This is a genomic window from Chryseobacterium soli, assembly GCF_000737705.1.
GTDB classification, from domain to species: Bacteria; Bacteroidota; Bacteroidia; order Flavobacteriales; family Weeksellaceae; genus Chryseobacterium; species Chryseobacterium soli.
Genome location: NZ_JPRH01000004.1, coordinates 460,132 through 481,417 on the forward strand (window position 1 = coordinate 460,132; position 21,286 = coordinate 481,417).

Below are 21,286 nucleotides of genomic sequence, written 5' to 3' on the forward strand. Positions count from 1 at the left end.
TTTTTAAACTATACAGCGCCTCTTGCTTTTTCATCCGTGAAAAACTGAAAACCTTCTTTTCTGTCAATAAGCTGCAGTGGATATAACTTAGGATTGTATTCTCCGTTTAATACTTCATTCAATGCATGTTTTTTGGATTCACCGAATGCAACAACCAGTATATTATCTGCCTTATTAATTATTGGTGCCGTCAAAGTGATCCTGAACATTTCCTGAGGTTTCAGATAATAAGCATCCACCCATTTTTCATGTTCGTCTAAAACATTTTCTCCCGGAAATAGTGAAGCCGTATGACCGTCATCGCCCATTCCTAGAAGAATAAAATCAAAAACACCTTCATTTCCCAGAATATTTTTAATCTCCTGCTCATATTCTTTAGCATATTCTTCAGGAGAAATCCCCTCTTTATACATTGGGAAAATGTGCTCTTTATTCACAGGAACTTTATCGAAAAGTGCTTCAAACGTCATTTTAGCATTACTTTTCTCGTCATCTAAAGCCACCCATCTTTCATCAACCCAAAAAAAGTATATCTTATTCCATTCAATTTTTCCGGCATATTCCTGGGTAGCCAGCAAATTAAAAATCGCCTTAGGAGAAGAACCTCCGCTTAATGCTACCACAAAACGGTTATGTTTCAAAATAGCTTTTTTGGAAAGATCAACGAAGGTATCCGCTGCTTTTTTATATAATGTATCTAAATTATCAAATACGGTAATACTCATTTTTTCTTTTATTTAAATTGATACCATTTTATACCCAGGTATTGCCTTGTCTTTCAACCAATGCAATACTCTCTTTTGGCCCCCAGCTTCCCGCTTCGTAATTGGGAAAAGAAGAATCTTTATTATCTTCCCAGGCTTCCTGTATGGTTTTCACCACGTCCCAGGCTTCTTCTACCTGATCGGAACGCATGAATAACGTAAGATCTCCTATAAGTGCGTCCAGCAATAAGGTTTCATATGCTTCGGGGGTATCTTCCTGGCAGGCAAAATTATCAAAAATCATTTCCACCGGTTTCAGAACCAATGAAAGACCTGGTTTTTTGGCCATAAACTGCAATCTGATATCCATCAGCGGCTGAATATTAATGATAAGCCTGTTAGCTGATAAAAGCTGTGAACTTTCTGAAAATGTGGAATGCGGAAGCGGTTTAAACTGAATGGTAATATAGGAATGCTTTTCCTTCATCTTCTTTCCGGTACGAACGTAGAAAGGAACATCCTGCCATCTTTCATTATCCAGATAGAATTTCACGGCAGCAAAAGTTTCTGTATTGGAATCTGAAGCAATCCCGTCCTCCTGACGATAGCCTTTAGCCTCTACTCCATTGATATTGCCTTTTCCGTACTGTCCTCTTACAGCATAGTGATCCACCTGATCTGCTGAAATTCTGCGAATTGATTTAAGGACATCCACTTTTCGGTCTCTGATCTCACCCGATTCCAGTGAAGCAGGCGGCTCCATGGCAACCATACAAAGAATCTGCAGTAAATGATTTTGAATCATATCCTTCAGCGCTCCCGTCTTCTCGTAGAATGCTCCTCTTGTTTCAACGCCAACTTCCTCAGCAACGGTAATCTGCACCGATTCGATATGCTTTCGGTCCCATAAAGGTTCAAAAATAGAGTTTCCAAATCTGAATGCCAATATGTTCTGCACGGTTTCCTTTCCAAGGTAATGATCAATACGGTAAATCTGCTCTTCTTCGAAGGTTTCAGCAAGTAAACTATTCAATTCTATTGCCGACTGTTTATCATGACCAAAGGGTTTTTCAATAATAATACGGTCTTTTTTAGCATCTGAAGCTAACGCTGTATTTTTGATATGGTTGGAAATAATGGAAACGAAATCCGGTCCGATGGACAAATAAAATAATCTGTTCCCTCTTGTTCCGTAAACGGTATCAAAATCCTCCAGTTTCTGATGCAGATTTTTGTAAGAACTTTCTTCATCCAGCTGATGCTGAAAATAGGTAATATGAGCCTGAAAGCCTGCCCAATCTTCTGAAGTGATCTTTTTTCTTGAGAAATTTTCAAGATTTTTTTTAATGTAATTTTTAAAATACTCATTGGTATTATCTGCTCTTCCCAGTGCAAGGATATTAAACCCTTTGGGCATCCTGCCATCGATATATAAATTATAAAACGCCGGAAAAAGTTTTCTTTTTGCCAAATCTCCTGTAGCACCAAAAATTATAATTGTAGTTGGCTTCAAGACTTTATTTTCATTCATTTTTCCGAATTTTATAGATTTTCACTTTGCCAAGAAGTATGGAAAATACCTTCTCTGTCGATTCTCTGATACGTATGAGCTCCAAAATAGTCACGCTGAGCCTGGATAAGATTTACAGGCAGTGATTCTGTTGTATAGGCATCGAAATATCCTAAAGCAGTCTGAATTCCTAAACTTGAAATACCGTTGGAAGCAGCAAAAGCAGCTGTTTTTCGTAATGACTTGATTTTTTCTTTCACGATTACGGAAATATCAGTGTCCAATAAAATATTAGACAGATTCTGATCTTTGCTATAGGCAGCATAGAATTTTTCAAGCAATACGGAACGGATGATACATCCTCCTCGCCAGATTTTCACAACATCCTTTAGCGGAATCTGAAAATTATATTCTTCAGATGCTTTTACCAGCAGCGCCAATCCTTGTGCATAGCTGATTAATGTAGCAAGATATAAAGCATCTCCCACTTCCTTAATGAAAGCCTCTGTATTTTCAGGGTTTGTCATTTCTTTCTCAGCATAGAGTTGGGAAGCCTGAACTCTTTCTTCTTTATATGCTGATAAAATTCTTGAAGTAACGGCAATATCGATGGTCGGGATCGAAACACCAATTTCCATGGCTTGCTCAGACGTCCATTTTCCGGTTCCTTTTGCTCCTGCTTTATCTAAAATCTGATCCACAAGATACCCATCGGTTAAAGAATCTTTTTGTTGGAAAATATCTCTTGTGATCTCTATTAAGAATGAATTCATTTCGCCGTTATTCCATTCTTTGAAAACTTCGTATAGCTGATCATTATTTAGATTAGCGCCTCTTTTCAGTAAATCGTAGGCTTCGCTGATGAGCTGCATAATGGCATATTCAATTCCGTTGTGTACCATTTTCACGTAGTTTCCTGCTGAATCTTTCCCCATATAAGCGGTACAGGCTTCATTATTTACTTTTGCAGAAATGGCTTCCAGCATCGGTTTAATAAGATGGAACGCTTCCAGATCGCCTCCAGGCATAATACTAGGTCCTCTTCTTGCCCCCTGCTCACCTCCAGATACTCCCATCCCCATGAAATGAAGATTTTTTGAGGCTAAATCAGCAATACGTCTGTTGGTATCTTTGAAATAAGAATTTCCTGCATCAATCACGATATCGCCTTTAGTTAAAAGCGGTGTAATGCTTTCCAGTACAGCATCTACAGGTTTTCCTGCAGGAACCATAAGAATAATTTTTCTTGGAGTTTCCAATGCGGATACAAAGTCTTCCAGAGTTCCTGTACCTTTTACCTTCATTGCTGCAGTAGCGCCGTCCTGTAATTCTTTTATTTTATTTTCGTCAAGGTCAAATCCTGCGATTGAAAAACCGTTGTCGGCAATATTGTAAAGAAGATTTCGCCCCATTACTCCGAGGCCAATCATCCCGTAATCATATCTTTCCATTTACTTAGTAATATAAATTCTGTTATACAGAGAATAAATTTACGGAAATGCTCAGGAGGAAAAAAATAAATGGCTGTAAAAAAAAATCCACATTCACATATCGCTCATTTCCACGCTAATAGTAAGAGACTTTTTTTTCCGATATTTCTGATCGATATTTTATAAAGGACAAGGCACTGAAGGAAACTGGAAAAGTATAAAAATAAATGGAGTGATTATTAAATAACACTTATATATTGTTAATCTTAAAGACCATTCAGATCATCAGTCGTTATTAATCTCCTTATACTTGTGCAGCCATTTATAAAGGGTAGTTTTAGGTATTCTATATTCTTTTGTAATTTGTGCTTTGGTCATTTCGCCTTTTAGAAATTTCCCTATTATAAATTCAATAATTTCTTTTGTATAAATGTTTTTACGGAACTGGGGTAAGAAAGAGTTTTCTTTTTTCTCTGTTGCTACAACATAATTCCTTGAGGAGGATGGGGAGTAAAGAATCAAATGTTGGGAATAAAGTCTGAAAAAATCATATTCCAGAAGTTTAGACCAGCGCAGCAAAACTTCCGTATTCAGATCAGCGGATGCATACATCTGCAAAACCTCTTCTTCGGAGCAGTTTAAAAACTTGCAGATACGCTCCATTTCAATTTCTTTTTCGGCAATACCTTCTTGTATCGACAGCCCGATATTGATATTTTTTAAATCCATATTTGTGTTTTAAATAATTTTTAGTCTGATTAAAAATAAAACAGAAAGTAATGATCACTAAAAGCAATGTGGTCAAAACTCCCAACTGAGGGGATCAGGAATTCCGACCAAAATATTGCTTCCATAACTTGTGTTTTTAGAAGTATTCTATCAATCCTCTAAAAAACATATCCTAAAATATCGGTACACCATTATGGGTTTATTGGGGTATGTAAAAACAAATGATGTGATGATTTCAGAATACAAACTGATATATTCCATCTTTTATACCTTCCTTTTTTTAATTCAATGAAATATTAATAACTCATTACTTATCAATATATTAAATAGATTACTACCTATGATAAATTCCGAAAAAACTACACCCTATTCAAGTATAAATGCTTAAATTAACGCTTACTTTGCACGCTCAAAAAAACACTTGCAATGAAAAGAAATATCCTCTTCTTTCTGTACCTGATATTCGGTTTCACCGATGCGCAATTGCATTCTCCCTCAGAGATTGATAGTCAAATAGAAAAAGCAAAACTACTGTCGGTATCCGAACCTAATAAAGCCATAGAACTTTCCCAAACTATCTACAGTATTTCTAAAAATACGGGCTATAAAAAAGGTATGCTGGAAAGCGCCACTATATTGATGGCTAAATATTTTGAAGCAGGAAATTTTAAGAAAGTGATAGACCTCAGCAAAGACGCTGAACAATTAGCAGCTGAAGCAAATGACAATACGGTATTATCCAATACCTACAGACTCAGAGCTGCTTCCTATACAGAGCTGGGTTTTAATGATCAGAGTTTTAAAGAATTTCAAGAAGCTTTAAAGATAGCAGAAAAAATACCTTCTAAAAATTCCAGAAACTATCAAAAAGCCTTAATATATACCGGTCTGGCAAGTTATTTCGCTCATATCAATGCTCCGATAGATTCTGTGATCCAGTACCAGAAAAAATGTTTAGGAGCGGCTATTGTAATGGATGATAGTAAAGAGTTTTTGAATAAAAAATATTATACCCTTGCCCTGTCTTACATTAATTTAGGCAAAACAAGCGTTGCCACACAGCATATAAAAGATGCAGAAACGTATTTTTCAAAAGCGCTGGAAATTTCCCGGAATAAAAAATATCTCATTAATAAAGATCTCGAAATAACTACCCTTAATGAATTTGCATGGCTGTATCATGATCAGAAGCACTATGAAAAAGCAACCTATTATGCAGAACAGGCTGAAAATCTGGAAAAAAGTGTCCGTCTTCCCTATATCCGCAGGGATATTTATGAGGTATACTTTAAATCTTTTGTAGAGCTTGGGGATAAGGAGCAGTCCAAGAAATACATGAACCTTTATACTAAGCTGAATGACAGTCTTGTGAATGCAGAGAAAAAAACCATCAACACCCCCGTAGAGAATATGATGGAAAAACAGGGTGAACTACATTCCAATACTATCAAAGAAATATTAATCACCACATCAGCAATAATTATTTCTCTTTTACTCGGTGGATGGTTTTTATGGAAAAGAAATCAGAATAAGCTTCATAAAAGATATGAAATCATTATTGACCATCTTAAGAATGAAGCACAAACAGTTCTACCTCAGCCCGTTTTAGTAAAAACAGAGGATAAAATCAATGAAAGCAACATTACAATCTCTCAGGATACCACCACTTCCCTTTTGCATAAACTTTCCAGATTCGAAAAGTCTGAGAAATTTTTGAAAAAAGATATGAGCCTAACCGCTTTGTCAAATTCCCTGAACACGAATCCCAGGTATCTTTCGGAAATCATCAAGCAGCATAAAGACAAAAATTTCAATAATTATCTTAACGGGCTTCGTATACAGTACATTATCAATAAATTATACGACACTCCTATTTTCAGGGAATACAAGATAAGTTATCTGGCAGAAGCCTGCGGATTTTCTTCCAGAGAAGTATTTGCGGTGATCTTCAAAAAAGAAACCGGAGTTACCCCTTCTTACTTTATCAATCAACTGAAAAAAGACGATAAAAAACAAGAAATCATATAAAAATCAGGTTTCTTACATCATCTGCTGCAGAGTGAATAATTTTCAATATTATCTAAAATACTGTTGTATTAAAACATAACTGTTTTTGGCATAATTTCGAAAGCTCAAAATTTTTACTACACAGGATGTTTATACCTGGAAATTTCTTTTCCATTTTGCTACCGTATTTCTGCTGAGCTTGAAATGTCTGGCCAGTTGGCTGTTATTACACCGATGCTTTTTTTGATAATCTAATATCTTTAGTATTGTCTGCCGGTCGTATGTCCGGTGCTTTTGATTAAAGTTGAAAGTATTTTTATCTTCTTTTGTAAAAAGGATTTCATTACATGCAATGACGTCTAATATTGAAAAGTTTTGCTTGGACGAAATGGACTTATATTCTTCCTTTTTTTCAGGATATTTTTCATTAATCAGATCGCCATAAATTTTTTTATAATCCGGCACTGTTTTTCCATCATGTTTTATATTCATTATGCTTAATAAAGTTGTTTACAATTATACGTTTAGAATAATCTAAAATGTATTGTAACATTATAGATTTAATAGGTCTGCTCATAATGTATCTTGTAATAAATTCAGAATATTTCACAGTAAATAAAAGGCTGCTTATTAGTATAATTTTCTGTCCTATGGAAATAATATGTACTCATTTCGCTTTTTATTTTTTTTACTTCAATTTTTAATTCTGATGGTTTCTTGTGTTAAAAACGGCAAAAAAAAAGGGTGTGAAATATTAAAAAAATACAGAGACATTTTGAATTTCACAGTAAGATTCAAACGTTTTAACCTTTTTAAAACACTGATTAATACTAACATATAATAATATTTAAATGTTAAATATCATTATTATGTGATATAATATTTCGTCATAATAAAATATAAGTATATATTAGATCAAAACTAAAACACCTAAAAACTTTACAAAATGAACACTGAAAGTTTCAACACCCTTGAACTTCTGCGTAAACAGTTCAGGTACCCGTTTCCCACATTAAAAAATCCCCATGCCGAACAGCTTCAGGAGCTTACTGAAAAGTTTTGGATCGACGGGGAATATTTATGGCTTTACGAGCAGAATCCTGATCTTCGGAAGAAGTACAAAAAAACCAAAACAGCGCATATTGCCGCGCAATGGTTCCCGACTGCACCCCCGGAAAGGTTTAAACCCATCTGCAGACTGATGCTATGGACCTTATACAACGATGATCTTTATGAAGAAAGCGATCCGAATGATATCGGATATGTACATGCCCAATCTATCGCCATACTCAACGGCGAGATCAGTGCTGAGGATTCCGGAATTCCTTTAGGATCTATGCTGTCCACCTTGAGACTGGAACTATTGGAGTTTATTCCACAGGAATCTGTTTCCCGCTTTACACAAATGATCAGCAGGTATTTTAAAGGTTTGGAAATGGAGTTAAAATACAAGAAAAACAAATCATATCCCAGTATAACGGAATGTATTGCGCTGCGTGAAAACTCTATCTGCCTCTACCCTTTCCTCCAGCTTACAGAACTGGAAACCGGGATAATCCTCCCACAGGAAATCCATGAAAATCCGGTAATTATCCGCCTGCAAACACTGGCCTGCCACCTGGTGACTTTTTTCAATGAAGTACAGTCGGTACTGAAAGACGAAGCTACCGACAGTATTTATTACAATATTGTAAAGGTTATCCAACACGAACGCCAGATGTCCCTGAAAGAAGCCTGTCTTGAAGACCTCAGACTTCATAATGAAGATCTGAAAGAATTCGTAGAGCTACAGTCTTCTCTTCCCGATTTTGGAATATGGCAGGATGCCGTGGTAAACTGGGTCCATTATATGAGCATGGTACTGAGCGGATGGAAGAATATATCTACAAAACTAGACCGATATACCAAGGATGAATTTCCCGGAGCGGCGGAATTAAAAGATAAACTGAAACAGGTGCGCTAAGCACTTCAACAAGAATAGTGCATTTTCAAACGTATACATAACAAAACTACCGGAAGTTCCCTTTGCAGAGATGATTTGAAGAGACTTGTTTAAGCCATCCATTCCTGTCCGGAAATTTCCAACAATACAATAATTAAAAGAAAACCAATCCATGAGAGAAGAACTTATACTTCCACAATGCCGTTATCCCTGGGTAACCATTAACAGCCCTATCGCCAATTCTTTTGATGATGAAGAAAAAGTATGGTATGATAATGATTATACTTTTATTTCTGAGGAAGGAATAAAAAGATGTAAGCCCCAATTTTTATCGCGAGTTGCCACGTATATGAATCCAACCTGCGACAGCATGGAACGCATGCGTCCTTGTGCCCGGCTGATGATCTACATCACGATTTTTGATGATTTTTTCGGAATGACCCCGGCAAAAGAGCTGGAAACCATCGCAAACCGTGTCTATGAAGTAATGATGGGCGAAGATCCCCGTGAAGACGAAATCGGTATTCTGCGACAGATGGCACAGGCAAGAAAAGAATGGGAGACATTTATGCCCCGTTTTTGGATAGACCGTGTTGCGATTAATTTTTATGAATTCATCATGTACGGTATGATGGAAGAAATACCTTTCAAACAGGCGGAAAAGCGAACGTATCCTTTACTTGCCCACTACTTTAGTTTCCGGAAATATTCAATCGGAATGTGGCCGTATGGGGATCTGATAGATCCTGCCGTTAATTTTGCTCTACCTGTTCATATTTATAACCATCCCGTGATACAGCGTTGCAGAGAGCTGCTGTCCTTAGTCATTGTGATTCAGAATGATTTCGCTTCTTTGATCAAAGAGCTCGAAATAGAAAATGAAAGCCTGAATATTATTTTCATCCTGAGAAATCAGTATAAACTTTCTTATCAGGAAGCCTGTACAGAAGCCATGAGGCTGCATGATGAATACTGCCAGGAGCTGGATGATCTGCATCAATCTCTTCCTGATTTTGGAGAATTTCAAGAGGCAGCTTATAACCATGTGTACCACATTAAACTGCAGATCAGTGGTTGTGCAAACTGGTATTATAATTCCGGGACTAAAAGATATGAGTCTAAAGCATTCATTGTTCCTAAGTATGCCAGAGAAGGAGATGATATTGTTATTCCACACAGCATTTTTGTCAAAGAACAAGATTTATAAATGTGTGATCTGTAACCCTGGAAAATTCCTTGTCAGGTGACAGTAAATATAAAAGCCTTTAAATATTTAAAGGCTTTTATTATTTTCAATTAATGCTACACTTCAGTATTTAATAAAGGTTCAACAACGGTTACTTTACAAAATAATGTAATGTTGAATATATCTTATTGCTCGACAATAGTAAGTGCATTGTAAACTCCGCTTCCTGAAACATCAAACAAACTTACTGTACCGTCAAATCCTACTGTAATCCAGGTGAAAGGTCTTAATTTATCTCCTTTATTCAAGTAAACACTTACCGTACAGGCTGAACCCACAGGAACTGTATTTCCTCCGGTATCTGATGCATATCCGTTATTTGTTTTTACCCTTTGAGTAATCGTACCTGCCGGGTTTCTCACTTCCCAGATAGCTTCTGTCTGGTTATTTCCGCCTGTATTTACCTGGCTTGCCTGCAATGCAAAAGTAAACGTTGCAAAATATACCCCAGCTCGCGGTGCTATAAATTCACCTGTAGCCGGCGTGAAATTAGTGGTTGGAACTCCCGAGTCAGAATCAAATACTTCTGTCCAATTAGTTAAATACGATGATCTACGCTGAACAATTCCTGATTTAGGCCCGATTTCCGACGGTACTGTACTTTCAAATAGATAGGTATCTTGTGTCGTTTTTTTCGCCATAACCAGAATACGCGGTTTTCCTTTTGGGTAAAAACTGATCCAGTTGGTACCATCGGAAAATTCCAGATATCCTTTTACCCCAATTGCCGGACTTGCCACGTACCGTAATGCTCCTGCTCCAGCCTGATCGGCCGTTTTATCTGTATTCCCAAGTGCCATAGAACCATTGGTGCCGCTTCGCAAATCTACTGCTACTTTGGGACTGGCAACCAATACGCCTACTTTTCCTGTATTGTCAACAATTACATTACCGGCATCCGTTTTAATTTCAACGGGATTTACAGGACTCTGTACCCCCAAACCAATTTGAGCATTAACCTGTGTAACTATAAATAACATAGGTATAAAAGTACCTGCCCATTTTTTTACTGTATTGTGTCTTATCATCATTGTTATGTTTTTACAATTCGCTAATGCTTAAATTATTTAGTTTCCCGTCATTTAAAATACTTCTTGTACTTCCTATATTATGTTTTACACTAAATTTTATAGTGTCATCTTTTTTAAGGTTAAAAATTGCATTACAATTTCCACTGATATAGTTGCTTACAGCACCAACCTGAAATGCTGGATAGGAATTAACCGTTTTATAGATTGGAATATTGTCCGTCACCTGGCTGCTTTCTATAGCCGTTTCTATAAAGGTGTTTTTAGGGATATTACCACTGGCTAAAGTAATACTGAAAGATACCAGGTAGAATCCGTCACGTGGTGCTGTAAAAGTGTCATTATTATTAAAATTATTGCCTACATCCACGGTTTCTGTCCAACCGGTGATATAGGTAGAAGTGCCGGTTGTTATGTTTTGGGAAGTGCTGTTACTTGCATTTACAAGTGCCTTGGTGGGAGGTGCCAGCGGCAAAGCAATCCATTGTTCGCCATCAGAATATTCTAAAAATCCACCCACATTATACCGTATGGCACCGGCACCCGCCACAGCAGGCGTTTGGGTACTGGTCCCAAGACCCACAAGCCCTTTATTATCCGAGGAACGAAGATCTACTTTCGTGACAGGATTTAAAATCCCGACACCCAGTTTACCGTCAGACGTTGCCAATACATCATTAGAGAGCTTTGCAGCATCCGGAGCTGCTCCGTTATCCTTTGCCGCATCTATCTGAAGGGGATGTACAGGATTTGGAGTAAAAAAACCTATTTGTGCTGCTGCAGTACTTGCAGAAAAAACTAAAATACCAGGCAGGAGTTTATATATACTGTTAAAATTCTTTATCATGATCTATGTTTTAGTGTTCTATAATGGTTAAATTATTAAACCCATCATCCGGGTTTGTAGGATCTGAAGCGTCAGTGGTAACTCTTAATGCAACAGCACCTGCAATAAGGTTTTGGTACAGCCTTGCTACTACTTTGGTCCCGGCAGTTAAGGTAAGAGTAACGGTACTTGAACCTCCGGCCTGTGTTGACCGCGTAGAACCAGCATCATCAGAGGTTCCGGTCATTGACTGACCAAATGTTTTATAAACGCTGGCCAAAACGGTACTGGTCACAGTATTATAGAACTGTGATTCAACCCTGGTTCCATCAGCGATAACCGCACCATTAAAATTAAAGGTTAATAAAAAAGTATACGTCCCATCACGAGGGGCGGTAAATTCACCTGTACTGGCAGTAAAACTGTTGCTCATGTCACGCACTACACTCCAGTTCACAATGGTAGTCGCTGTATTTTGTGGTATTGACTGACTTGAAATTTTACGTACAACGACCACTGCTTTTTGTGGGGCAACATACGCTTTGCTCCATACGGAACCATCTGAAACTTCAATTTTTGCACCAACTGGTGTATTAGCGACATCATATCGTACAGCTCCCGCTCCAGCAGCAGCAGCTGTCATTGTCGTAGTTCCTAACCCTAAGGCGTTTTCGGTACTTACCGATCTCATATCGAGTTTTACCTGTGGATTGAGAACTCCTACTCCAATAAAACCAGTTGTTTTGCTAACAATCACGTCATTGGCAACCTGTACTGCCGTGGGCGCTCCTGTAGCAGCATTATCTTTAGCGCCATCTACATGTAAGGCTCCTTGTGGATTTGGAGTACCAATCCCAGTTTGGGCATATGCGGTACCTATATACCCATTGAGGGCTAATAGGAGTAATAATTTTTTTGTGTGTTTATTCATCATTATAGGAAATTTAAATTGTAGATTATGGTCAATATTCTGGATTCAAGAGAGAATTGTACTCTATGATGAGGGTGTAAATGGAAAGCTGTTCCTACTCCGGTACGGATTCTTTCAGGATTTCTCTTTTTGATTTTTAAACTGGCAGAAATTAACGATAAACCTGACAGCAGCAGCGATTGCATCTTTTTTTTCATTTATTTATATTTAATTGCGTTTTATATAAGGTCAAACAGCGCATCCAAAAGATTGATAATCTATTGAATGTCGTTGTTTTTTAAGTTGAAGTGTTTATAATAGGCTTATTTCCCTTTGATGGATCTGTAGGAACCAGGCTGATATTGTTGTAAATCGCAGCGCTGTGTTACATTCAGATTGAGTTTTGGTATTGTTGAAAATCCATGGAATTTATACGAATCCCTATTTGGGCGCATCATTCTACCATTATTCCATAATAAAATATTTTTTTCGATCATTGCTGTTTTGTTTTTTCTAAGATATAGACATCATCATTGAATTAAAACCAATATTTTTTTCGTTTTATTAAAAATTTAGCAGATCATTATTCTTTTTTAATAAATGAAACTAAACTTAATTCATTGACAAATAGCACTATAATGACTGCAACATTACATTTTTTAATTAAATAATCAAAATAAAAGAGGTAATAATTTCGGAAATAATTACACAGAAATTACCTTAAAATAGCGCTGTTACTAATAAATTACACTGTAATAAAAATTTAAATTATTTTGTATTTATAAAAAGCCATCAAAAATGATAACTAATAAAAAAGCCCCAATAATCTGAGATCATTGGAGCTATTATCTTAAACTGTAAAAATTTTAATCTAATAAAGTATTTTCCGGTCTTCTATTTTAACAATATTTTGACTTTCCATTTTTTTAACGGCTCTGATTACGGTTTCAACACGCAGTCCGATAAGATTGGTAAACTGCTGTTTTGTATGGGGCTACTTAAAAATATTTTGTGCAAACTGATAAAGACATCTCCTCCAGGTGAGCCATTCATGGTAAGTTTGGGGAGAGGTATATTGAAAATACGGATATTTATTTTGAGTAAAATAGGTCATGATGGCTTGATTAAATTCAAAAAACCGGGCTTCCTCTTTTTCTCCAATTCCGATAAAGAAGAAAGGTTTTTGTTTTGATTTTAATAAGGTACTGATAGGAAGCTCTTTAAAAGGCTGGCTTTCTGTTCCTTCATAAATAACAGGACTGAAAGCACCGATGGCTGAAAATAACCCGGGATGATTAGCTCCGATCAGCATCGCCTGATAGCTTCCGCGGGAAAGTCCTGCAATGGCTTTTTTACCATTGGTTTTATATGTATTTTCGATATAGGGAATCAGCTCCTGAACAACAATTTTATCGAGGTTTTTAGTAGAAACCACCGTTCTTGGATAGTCGTCCGGCCTTTTTTCTTCCTCAGGATTCAGTGCAACCCCGTAATCCATCACCACAATCATTTCTTTCGCTTTTTTTTCAGCAAAAAGATTGTCCAGAATATTCCTGATATAGCCTTGTTTTTCCCAACCTGTGATCTCTTCTCCCGTGCCGTGATAAAGATATAAGACCGGAAATTTCTCAGTTCCGTAATTTGGCGGAAGATAGACTTTGAAATTCCGTTTTCCGTGGGTAATTTCCGAATATAGGGTATCATCAACAATTTTTCCATGTTTTACATTTTTCTCAAAGAAAAAATCTTCACCGGAAGGTACTTCAATTCCGCTTGTCGGCTGCCCATACCCAAAATAAAGTTCTGTATTGGGATCATTGGTACGTTTACCGTCCACATTAAACCAGTAATAATGAAACCCGATTTCCATTGGCGAGGTGGTAATATTCCAAAAGCCGTCCTTACCTTTAGTAGCAGAGGACTGTAAATTTTTCATCCCGTCTCCTCCCTCTAATACAACAGATTTTGCATCCGGGAAATACGCTTTAAGCTGAACTTTTCTTTCGGTATCCACTTTTGGAAATTCCTTTCCTTCCAGTGCGGTTGTGGAAGTTGTATAATGTTGGGAAAATACCATGGATGAACATAAACCAATAATGGAAGTTATTATTTTTAAGTGCTGCATTGAATTCTTTTTAAAAAGTAGTGTAATGTAAGAATTTATGCTTACAATAAGAATTTCTCCATGTTGAATAATGTATACTCAATCCTACATTCTGTTATGGTCAATACCAATAAAATCGTTTGTAGCAACCGGTTTTATTGGTTTATACAAAAAAGTATAGTATATTCTATTTCCAGGGATCAAATAAGACTTTTACACATCCGTCTTCTTTTTTATGGAATATTTCGTCCCTGTTCATAACTGAATTTTTTATATTAATATTAAGTGATAAATTAATTGCTATTCGTGACTCGTATTAAGTAGCAATTAGCGTTTTGGTTTATTAAAAATTATCAAATAAGTATTCTGTTACCTCAACAAAAAGCTGAGCTTGTGTATTGGTATTTCAAATTTAGAAAAGAAAGTGATGCCTTAATAAGAGGAGTCCTTCAAAAACAGAAGAACTCCAGGGGGCATTTAATATCTAAAAAAGTGTTTTCATTAAAAAGCTTCCCAAAAGAGGGAAGCAAATGATGGTAAATGTTAAAAATTACTTTTAAGTGGTTGTATAGATCAAATGTATGAACTGTTTTTGTATTTATTTATGACTGGAATCATATCGTAGTGAATTACAGTATTTTTGTCTTATAATTTCCTGTTGAGTACGCAATTAGTGCAGTTTCTCAGATCAGTTTTCGCATTATTTCTTTTGCAGATCACATTACGTCAGGGGTTTTAAAAAGCCTTGACTGAATGCCAAAGCTTACAATATATTCTTATTAGATTACGATTAACTTCTTTTATCAATCGACTCGGATGCTTTCTATTGCATTTTCCAGGGCATATTCTTTCAGACCGGGAACTTTCAATCCTTCAGCCCGGATTACAGTCACATCCGTCATTCCTAAAAACCCGAGAAAAGCTTTCAGATATGGTACAACAAAATCATTCGCAATACCGGGGCCTTCAGAATACACTCCACCGGAAGACATTGCAATATATACTTTCTTACCTGTTACTTTGCCGACAGGCCGGCCATCTTCACCATAACCAAAAGTGATTCCAGCTCTGGTAATATGATCAATCCAGGCTTTTAATGAGCTGTGGATCGTAAAATTGATAAGCGGTGCGCCTATCACGATATTATCAGCGGACATTAGCTGATTGACCAATTGATCAGAAAGGCTGATCGATTCTTTTTCTCTTTCTGTAAGCTGATCAGCTGGTGTAAAGAAAGTACGCAGCACTGCCGGGCTCAGATGTGGCATTTCCGTTTCCACGAGATCCAGTTCTTCCAATTGGTTTTCAGGATATTTGTTTTGTATGTGTTCAACGATTGCATTACCCAGTTTAATGCTGTATGATTCTTTGCCCATCAGGCTTGATTTCAAATGAAGAATACGTGTCATAAAATTGTATTTGTTTGATGATTTTAACTGGACAAATGTATAACCGTTAACTTTACAAAAGTTAGTAGTTACCCAAAGGATAGCGCTTACCTTCAGGAAAGTCCTTATCTTTGCTACCATGGAAACAGCTGAAAATAAATTACTTCCAACCACTTCGGAATGTAATCATGCACTCAAGAATGTGCTTGATGCCATGTATGTTCTCAATGGAAGATGGAAACTGGCATTAATACTTTGCCTGGTACAGTCTTCAAAGCGCTTTAACGAGATACAAAAAGAAATGACCGGCATATCTCCAAAGGTATTATCCAATGAGCTCAAAGACCTGGAGCTTAATTTCTTTGTAGAACGTAAAGTGTTTCCTACAACTCCTGTTACTATCCTTTATCAAGCTACCGCATATACCCATACTTTAAAAAATGTTTTATCAGAATTAAGTGCGTGGGGTGAACAGCACAGAAATAAGATTAAAGAGACAATGTAAGTCTATATATCCCTACTAATTAAAAAAACAAGAAATGAAACATAATCTGTATCAAATTGATGCATTTACAGACAAAGTTTTTGGTGGAAATCCGGCATGTGTCGTACCTCTTGAACAATGGTTACCAGATGATATTTTATTAAAAATAGCAAAAGAAAATGCCGTTGCAGAAACCGCTTTTTTCGTAGACAAAGGAGACAAAATACATTTACGCTGGTTTACACCTGAAATTGAAATGGATTTATGCGGTCATGCGACTCTTGCCACCGCACATTGCTTAAAAAAAATTCTCGACTACAAAAGCGATACAATTATTTTTGAAACCTTAAGTGGCGATTTAACGGTCCTGGTAGATAACGGACTGTACAAAATGGATTTTCCTTCGAGGATGCCATTGCCCGATATCTTGTCTGAAAATATTGAACACTCACTGAATATTCAGCCTAAGGAAGTTTTAAAATCAAGAGACTATGTTTTGGTGTATGACAGTGAAACTGATATTAAGAACATTACCATTGACAGGCAGTTGTTTGACCAGATCAATCTTGATCCAGGCGGAGTAATTGTAACAGCTATAGGCGACCATTGTGATTTTGTTTCGAGATTCTTCACTCCGCAAGCATCTATTCTGGAAGATCCTGTAACAGGTTCGGCACATTGCTCCTTGATTCCATTCTGGGCGGAACGGCTTCATAAAAAAGAACTTCATGCCCTTCAGGTTTCTGACAGGGTAGGAACATTATTTTGTGAAGACAAAGGAAACCGGGTTATCATCAGCGGACGAGCAAAAACCTATTCCACCGGAACCTTTTGGACGGAATAGAAGTACAGATTAAGGTCATGGAATATAAATAGTAAAAGCAGTAACAGATAGACCTGTTACTACCTTTTTATCAATTAATTTGTTAAGGCAATGTATTGGTAAAATATTTGGGGGCTATAATATCACTGTCAATTTTCTTAGAGCCAAGAGATTCTATTTCTGCATCATTATTTAATATCATTGTTGAAAGTAGATTAGGCTTGATAATATTTAAGGTTATTATATACAATTTTACATTAACCCTGCTCTCTTATTATTATGACTCTATCATTCTGAATGTAACGTAGTGAAATGAAGAATCTAAGCTATCATGGGATTCTTCCTTCGTCAGAATGACAATGGTGTAAAATTGTATATAGCCGGCATATCTAATTTGTTTTCACAAATTAGATATATATTCTGTTATACAGAGCAACTTGCTACATAGTTGCAAACTCATCAACTTCAGGCGAAGAAAGACTCTATAATTTAATTCTAGAAAAATTCTAGATAAAATTGAATTCTAAGCACACAAAATGATAAGCTAAACAAAATTGCAGAATGTAAACACGCCCCTTCTTATAGTACTTTTTTAGAAGGACATTTTCATCAAATCAAGCTTTAAATTGATTTTTTTTGGGGGAAACCCACTTGATTAAATAATTGAAAATGATAGAACACAGTCCTATAAGAGTCTTTACTTCTGCAATGTTTGGTTAAACGACTTTAGTATCTCTTTCAATTCATTTTGGAAGAGATATTTTTTAATTGAGAAAATATCCAGCTTCCGAATTTATCATTTTAAAAATTCTTCAGCGATGAAATATCCGCCACCAGTAAAGACTTTGCCGTATATCATTCCGCCACCGGCAATGTGTATTGAGTAATGATATGAGAAATAATTACGTTAAAGAATTAAAATCTCCTTATTTTTTTAAATTACAAGGCAAATATCAGTTTTGAAATCTTTAAATGAGTAATTTAGCATTTGATTAAAAATGCGCTAAGGTCTCTATGAAAAATATATTCTTTTTATTACTTATTTCAAGTGTACAACCTTTATTATCACAGACTAAACTGGAAAAAGCAATTACCAATCTTGAGGATCATTACGAACAGGAAAAAGTATATCTGCTTACCGATAAATTACAATATGTAGCCGGTGACCAAATCTGGTTTAAAAGCTTTGTATTTGATGGTTATAACCGTTCTGCATTGTCTACCACCCTATTTGTTGAATTGTACAATTCTGATAAAAAACTGATAGACTGGAAAACGATACTCCTAACCAATGGTGAAGGCAGCGGAGATTTTAAACTGAAAGAAAATCTTCCTGAGCAAATCTACTTCGTAAGGGCTTATACTCCTTACATGACGAATTTTAATGAGGATTTTCAGATTGTGAAAACAATTCCTATTTACAATCCCAACGCAACTGAAACGTTAGAGCTTGCTAAAAATTCCAATTGGTCTGCCAAAGTTTTTCCTGAAGGCGGAACTTTTATTAACGGTATGGCGACGAAATTTGCCGTACGGTTATCAAGCGATACTTCTTTACCGGAAAGCTGGACTGGAAAAATAGTAGACACACAAAATCCAAACGTATCTATAACTACATTTACCTCTTTTGATAAAAATGTTGCATCTTTTAAAATAACCCCGGCTTTAGGAAAAAAATACCAGGCTATCATTCAGGATAAAGCAGGAAAAAGTCAAACAATAGATCTGCCACCTGTTGCAGACAGTGGTGTCAATGTAGAAGTTTCCAGCTCTAAGGACGGGATTAAGTACAGTTTAAAAGGAGTCAATTTAAAACAACAACTCCAGAATTATAAAATCGTTGGAACCCTCAACAACCATCTGGTTTATAAAGCAAACATCAGTAAATTAACAAATGATGTTTCCAGTCTTATTCCTACAAAAATCAGCAATGGAAACAATGGCGTTTTACAATTAGCTATTTTTGATGATCAGGAAAATTTGGTAGCAAAGAGACTTTGCTTTATAAAACCCAATAATTTAAAGATTGAGAAAGCAGAAATTATAGGTCAGAATTTAAAGCCAACGCCCAGATCATTCAATAGCGTTGATCTTTCTCCGGAATCTGTTTTTAAAAATTATACCGTTCTGGTAAGTGAAGATGATGGCAGCAACAATCCGGAAGAAGAAAATATACTGAGCAGTCTTTGGTTAACAGGCGATTTTACTTCAAAAATAGATACGCCGGCACAATATTTTTATACCAATGCCAACAGCGAAGCGTTGGATGCCCTACTTATTTCTGAAAACTGGAAAAGATTTGACTGGAATGCCTTACTTAGCGGAACTTCGCCAACCATTACAAGCAATGCTCAAAAATTTCTTTCTTATAGAGTAAAACCTATTAAAAATAATGCCCTACTGATCAACACCAATGTAAATTTAGTCTTAAAATTAGGTAAAAATGATCCTACTATTAATCCGTTTAAAACAGATCAAAATGGATACATTTATTTAAACAACCTTAGCAACGATGAACCTTTACATGTTTCATTATTTGTAAATTCAGACAATAATAAGGAATCAAATACTGATAATTTATTCGTTACAGTAGAACCATTGGTCAATCCCACAGAGTTTAAAGGCAGTTTCCCCAGTACAAAATATAAACTGGTGAAAACCGCTGAAAATAAAAAAGTTTCCCCGGCGATTTCCAGAGCAATCAACGCTCAGAAAAACAGTAAGAAAACGGAGAATGCTGATGTGCAAATTGAAGAAGTAAAATTAGTAGGAAAAAAGCAAGATCCAAAAGAAGAATTAAATAAACAACTGTCCAGCGGAATGTTTAGCTCTATGAACTCTACTATATTTGATTTTGTAAATGAAGACCAAAATGCCGCCGGATCAAACAATATATTAGACTGGCTGCAAGGAAGAGTTGCCGGTTTAACATTTCAAAGAGATAATTCAGGGGTGAATGTTCCCTACATTCGCGGCAGCCAGGCCAAGCTATATTTAGATGAAGTACTTACTGATCCCAGTATGATTGCAAGTCTTCCTACAAGCAATATCGCAATGGTGAAAATTATCAAAGACGGAGGATTAATAGATAACGCGGTAGCCATCTATACCATGAAGGGCAATATGAAACCTAAAAGTAATGAAAAACAAGCACCCAATACCAACTTATCTGTAATAAAAGGCTATGATAAGCCTTCAGAATTTCCTATTGAAATGTTAGATGATGACGCTCCAACGAAAATAGAAAATGATACTCGCGAAACACTCTATTGGAATCCTAATTTATTTGACAGTGATTATGTTCCTCCGAGAATTAAATTTTATAATAATGACAGTGCAAAACAATTCAAAATGCTTATCATAAGCTTTGATGAAGACGACAATCTGCTTTATGATAAAAAGATATTAAAATAATATATTTTGTTAAATTAAAAGAGCCTTTCAATATTCTTGAAAGGCTCTTTTAGTATCCCTAAGAATACAATCAGTCTCGTACCATCTGCACTTCAAACAAACAATTCTCAAAATAGGTTTTCCTCTTCAACAAAATTATCTCCAGTCGAGTAAATAAAATCAGAGTTATTCCACATTATCAAACAATGCCTTTACGATACAAGCTTTTTTATCTATTTTTACTTTATAATATTATAGACATATGATAAAAATAGGAAAAATCGCATTTGCAGGGATAGTAGCTTTAGGAGGATTTATAACCGTAAACGCACAGTGTAAGACAGTCTCCACACTTACCGAAAATTTTGATACCTGGAAAGATATCAATAAATGCTGGACTGCTCAGCAAGGAAAAGCAATGCTGTATGCCAGTGAAAAAAAGATTACATTTTATTCAATGACCAGCCCCAGAGAAAATATGTATCTGGTGACTCCAAAAATTAAAGCAGGAAATTATACTTTGACCCTTGATATTTCAGATAACGGCGGAGAAACTACCCTGGAACTTTTTTCAATCAACAGCACCTCTGATCCAAAATCATATGTTTCAATCGCTAAGCCCACTAAGATAACAGGAGGTAAAAAAGTAGTTGATATTTCGTTAAAAAAAGACTCCAATCTGGGCCTGAAAGTAATGCTGAACGGAGTGCACCAGGCAGTGTATGTGGATAATTTTTCTCTGAAGCCGAAAAAATAAATTAC

The 21,286-nt window shown here is 36.2% G+C and carries 18 protein-coding genes; 7 read left to right on the forward strand and 11 right to left on the reverse strand.

What is annotated here, in order from left to right:
* Nucleotides 1–8: 8 nt before the first annotated feature.
* The 4 genes from pgl to IW15_RS12455 form a co-directional block, all read right to left on the reverse strand.
* On the reverse strand, nucleotides 9–725 hold the full coding sequence (gene pgl / locus IW15_RS12440) for a 6-phosphogluconolactonase (RefSeq protein WP_034711635.1): 717 nt from the start codon (nucleotides 723–725) through the stop codon (nucleotides 9–11).
* A gap of 28 nt (nucleotides 726–753) precedes the next feature.
* On the reverse strand, nucleotides 754–2,235 hold the full coding sequence (gene zwf, locus IW15_RS12445; RefSeq protein WP_034711637.1) for a glucose-6-phosphate dehydrogenase: 1,482 nt from the start codon (nucleotides 2,233–2,235) through the stop codon (nucleotides 754–756).
* Between the two features lie 11 nt (nucleotides 2,236–2,246).
* Entirely contained in the window at nucleotides 2,247–3,665 is a 1,419-nt protein-coding gene (gene gndA / locus IW15_RS12450; protein ID WP_034711639.1) for an NADP-dependent phosphogluconate dehydrogenase, read from the reverse strand.
* Between the two features lie 264 nt (nucleotides 3,666–3,929).
* Nucleotides 3,930–4,373, reverse strand: a complete 444-nt coding sequence (locus tag IW15_RS12455; protein WP_034711641.1) for a helix-turn-helix domain-containing protein — start codon at nucleotides 4,371–4,373, stop codon at nucleotides 3,930–3,932.
* Nucleotides 4,374–4,799: 426 nt separating this feature from the next.
* Between IW15_RS12455 and IW15_RS22045 the strand changes: the two genes are divergently transcribed.
* Nucleotides 4,800–6,401 (forward strand): tetratricopeptide repeat protein, encoded by a 1,602-nt coding sequence (locus IW15_RS22045; protein ID WP_051881995.1) that lies wholly within the window; start codon nucleotides 4,800–4,802, stop codon nucleotides 6,399–6,401.
* A gap of 129 nt (nucleotides 6,402–6,530) precedes the next feature.
* Here the strand turns inward: IW15_RS22045 and IW15_RS12465 are convergent, their stop codons facing one another.
* On the reverse strand, nucleotides 6,531–6,872 hold the full coding sequence (locus IW15_RS12465) for a helix-turn-helix domain-containing protein (protein WP_034711642.1): 342 nt from the start codon (nucleotides 6,870–6,872) through the stop codon (nucleotides 6,531–6,533).
* A gap of 454 nt (nucleotides 6,873–7,326) precedes the next feature.
* Here IW15_RS12465 and IW15_RS12470 point away from each other — a divergent pair, with 454 nt between their 5' ends.
* Together IW15_RS12470 and IW15_RS12475 are read left to right on the forward strand one after the other, a co-directional pair.
* Nucleotides 7,327–8,343 (forward strand): terpene synthase family protein, encoded by a 1,017-nt coding sequence (locus IW15_RS12470; protein ID WP_034711644.1) that lies wholly within the window; start codon nucleotides 7,327–7,329, stop codon nucleotides 8,341–8,343.
* 151 nt (nucleotides 8,344–8,494) lie between these two features.
* Nucleotides 8,495–9,529, forward strand: a complete 1,035-nt coding sequence (locus tag IW15_RS12475; protein WP_034711647.1) for a terpene synthase family protein — start codon at nucleotides 8,495–8,497, stop codon at nucleotides 9,527–9,529.
* Between the two features lie 164 nt (nucleotides 9,530–9,693).
* On the opposite strand, the gene IW15_RS12480 is transcribed toward IW15_RS12475, so the two are convergent.
* The 6 genes from IW15_RS12480 to IW15_RS12505 all read right to left on the reverse strand — a co-directional run bounded on the left by IW15_RS12480 (nucleotide 9,694) and on the right by IW15_RS12505 (nucleotide 15,845).
* Complete coding sequence (locus IW15_RS12480) at nucleotides 9,694–10,599, reverse strand: hypothetical protein (protein WP_034711648.1); 906 nt, start codon at nucleotides 10,597–10,599, stop codon at nucleotides 9,694–9,696.
* Nucleotides 10,600–10,609: 10 nt separating this feature from the next.
* Nucleotides 10,610–11,443, reverse strand: a complete 834-nt coding sequence (locus IW15_RS12485; RefSeq protein WP_034711651.1) for a hypothetical protein — start codon at nucleotides 11,441–11,443, stop codon at nucleotides 10,610–10,612.
* Nucleotides 11,444–11,453: 10 nt separating this feature from the next.
* Nucleotides 11,454–12,356, reverse strand: coding sequence for a hypothetical protein (locus IW15_RS12490; RefSeq protein WP_034711653.1), 903 nt, complete (start codon nucleotides 12,354–12,356; stop codon nucleotides 11,454–11,456).
* Entirely contained in the window at nucleotides 12,356–12,550 is a 195-nt protein-coding gene (locus tag IW15_RS12495) for a hypothetical protein (RefSeq protein WP_034711655.1), read from the reverse strand. Before IW15_RS12495 ends, IW15_RS12490 begins: the two co-directional genes overlap by 1 nt.
* 776 nt (nucleotides 12,551–13,326) lie before the next feature.
* Complete coding sequence (locus tag IW15_RS12500) at nucleotides 13,327–14,457, reverse strand: alpha/beta hydrolase-fold protein (protein WP_034711657.1); 1,131 nt, start codon at nucleotides 14,455–14,457, stop codon at nucleotides 13,327–13,329.
* Nucleotides 14,458–15,239: 782 nt separating this feature from the next.
* Entirely contained in the window at nucleotides 15,240–15,845 is a 606-nt protein-coding gene (locus tag IW15_RS12505) for an FMN-dependent NADH-azoreductase (protein WP_034711945.1), read from the reverse strand.
* A 118-nt stretch (nucleotides 15,846–15,963) separates the two neighbouring features.
* On the opposite strand from IW15_RS12505, the gene IW15_RS12510 reads away from it, so the two are divergent.
* From IW15_RS12510 to IW15_RS12525, 4 genes are all read left to right on the forward strand, one after another.
* Nucleotides 15,964–16,329 carry a winged helix-turn-helix transcriptional regulator gene (locus tag IW15_RS12510; protein WP_034711658.1) on the forward strand — a complete coding sequence of 122 codons (366 nt, stop codon included), beginning with the start codon at nucleotides 15,964–15,966 and terminating at the stop codon, nucleotides 16,327–16,329.
* A gap of 34 nt (nucleotides 16,330–16,363) precedes the next feature.
* Nucleotides 16,364–17,152: a PhzF family phenazine biosynthesis protein gene (locus IW15_RS12515; protein WP_034711659.1), complete on the forward strand. Its 789-nt coding sequence runs from the start codon at nucleotides 16,364–16,366 to the stop codon at nucleotides 17,150–17,152.
* Nucleotides 17,153–18,145: 993 nt separating this feature from the next.
* Nucleotides 18,146–20,545 carry a hypothetical protein gene (locus tag IW15_RS12520; protein WP_034711660.1) on the forward strand — a complete coding sequence of 800 codons (2,400 nt, stop codon included), beginning with the start codon at nucleotides 18,146–18,148 and terminating at the stop codon, nucleotides 20,543–20,545.
* Nucleotides 20,546–20,786: 241 nt separating this feature from the next.
* The gene (locus IW15_RS12525; RefSeq protein ID WP_034711661.1) at nucleotides 20,787–21,281 is read left to right on the forward strand and encodes a hypothetical protein; all 495 of its coding nucleotides are present in this window, start codon (nucleotides 20,787–20,789) and stop codon (nucleotides 21,279–21,281) included.
* Nucleotides 21,282–21,286 lie beyond the last annotated feature (5 nt).